This window comes from Limnospira sp. PMC 1279.21 (genome assembly GCF_032349615.1).
Classification (GTDB): Bacteria; Cyanobacteriota; Cyanobacteriia; order Cyanobacteriales; family Microcoleaceae; genus Limnospira; species Limnospira fusiformis.
Window position 1 is genome coordinate 1 of record NZ_JARPLU010000438.1, and the last position, 992, is coordinate 992.

General features: G+C 37.8%; 1 protein-coding gene and 2 pseudogenes. All 3 read left to right on the top strand.

Annotation, left to right across the window (positions count from 1 at the left end; all coding sequences use genetic code 11):
* Window positions 1-419, top strand: a pseudogene (locus P5683_RS25270) (hypothetical protein); the annotation flags it as partial.
* Window positions 420-677: a hypothetical protein gene (locus P5683_RS25275; RefSeq protein ID WP_006625347.1), complete on the top strand. Its 258-nt coding sequence runs from the start codon at window positions 420-422 to the stop codon at window positions 675-677.
* A gap of 51 nt (window positions 678-728) precedes the next feature.
* Window positions 729-992: pseudogene (locus P5683_RS25280) on the top strand (hypothetical protein); the annotation flags it as partial.

Consider the following 992-nt stretch of genomic DNA (forward strand, 5'->3'; position numbering starts at 1 on the left):
TTTTATCTAACTTTAGCTTTGAGAAAGTAGCGAGATTTATTACCTCTAATTGGGACAGCTTTGGGAATTTTAATGGGAATATTAGCGATAGTGATATTGATAGAAACATCCCAAATATTGCCGGACAATTTATAACCACCACGGCTGGGTTTTTAGGTAATATGGCTGGGAAATTAGTATGTGGTGTTTTACCAGTAGCAGGTCTTGCATTTATCAATAAAGCGGCTGCTATGCACGTAGCATTAAGCAAGGGGCCTGAAATGCTTATGGAAGTATCTACAGCATTCGGTTCATGCGTTAAACAGTCATTTAACATGGCTATGAAAGCAATAGCATGGACGTTATTTAAACACGGTAGATGGGTTGTTAAAATGTTTTTAACAAAAAGCCCAACAACACTAGCAAGGTCTATTGTTTAAATGGTTCCTGGTGGTAAAGGAACGATTGAAAAATGGGGTGAAGAAAAAGGTGAAGAATGGTCTTTGGGAAAACAGAGAAGGGAAGCTAGGGAGAAATTACCAGAAAAATATGATGGAAATATAAACACTATTTGGAACCAAGACAGTTCCGAGGAATTCGGGGATGAGTTTAGCGAGAACTGTAAAGAAGCTATCATCTTAGTCGCTCAAGGTTTAGATGAATATATGGCACTGCAAAGAATAGAAGAAAATAGATAACAACAATTAGTTAATGCTGTAGTATAAGCTGGTGGAGAAAGATTCAGACTTGTGTCATCTTTGAGAAATTTGCCGGAAAATGTTGCGAGTACATTGGCTCAAACTGAAATACTAGGGAATAGGGATATAGGTCAATTTATGGGGTCAGGTGATTTTCGGGAAATCAGTACGTCAGCTAATCTTAAAATACAGTTAACTTTGGTTTTGTACAACTACGAAAAACCACCATACTGGACTAAAGATAGGCGGTCAACACTGCCAAAAACTCAAATAGAGTTACCGTCGGTTAGTAGGGATAAAATTACATGGGATAGG

What these genes read in the sequence shown, in the direction of transcription:
- P5683_RS25275 (WP_006625347.1), top strand. Translation starts at nt 420, where the DNA reads ATGGTTCCTGGTGGTAAAGGAACGATTGAAAAATGGGGTGAAGAAAAA.